Raw genomic sequence first — 592 nt, 5'->3', positions numbered from 1 at the left:
AACCCGGCCTTCGTGACCGCCGCCGCCACGCTCGACGCCTACTGGGCCGACGGCCAGATGGAGAAGCAGACCCTGGCCCGCGGCGAGCAGGTCGAACAGGCACTGCTGGCCATCGGTGAGGAGCACCCGGAGGCCGGCACACAGATCCGTGGCCGCGGCCTGGTCTGGGGAATGAAGTTCGCCGACCCCGCGCGTGCCACCACTGTGTGCGGGCGCGCCTTCGAGCTGGGCCTGCTGGTCGAGACATCGGGACCGGAGAGCGAGGTGGTGAAGGTGCTTCCGCCCCTCACCGTCTCCTCGGCCGAGCTGGACGAAGGCCTTCAGGTCCTCGCCAAGGCTGTGCGGGACACCGCCTGAACAGCGGTGGGAGCACGGCCGAACGTACGGCCCGGAGGTGCTGTCCAGGCACACCGGGTCACCGCTCCGCCTCCCCGAATCCGTGACGAGGCACCGAAGAAAGGCACTGCCCCACCGTGATCGTCCGATCCTTCGATGACATCGAGAACACCGACCGGCACGTCAGGTCCGCTTCGGGTACCTGGGAGAGCAAGCGCATCGTGCTCGCCAAGGAGAAGGTGGGCTTCTCGCTCCA

General features: G+C 68.4%; 2 protein-coding genes. Both read left to right on the top strand.

Translation table 11 applies throughout. The features are described 5' to 3' along the window. Positions 1–357 (top strand): aminotransferase class III-fold pyridoxal phosphate-dependent enzyme (locus tag IA22_RS0133725; protein ID WP_030883022.1); only part of this gene is annotated, 357 nt, incomplete at its 5' end. 116 nt (positions 358–473) lie between these two features. Continuing rightward, on the top strand, positions 474–592 hold a 119-nt coding region (locus IA22_RS0133720; RefSeq protein ID WP_030125875.1), incomplete at its 3' end, for an ectoine synthase.

The organism is Kitasatospora papulosa (assembly GCF_000717245.1).
Classification (GTDB): domain Bacteria; phylum Actinomycetota; class Actinomycetes; order Streptomycetales; family Streptomycetaceae; genus Streptomyces; species Streptomyces papulosus.
Note: the sequence above shows the minus strand (reverse complement) of the source record. Positions and strands in the feature narration are given on the sequence as shown.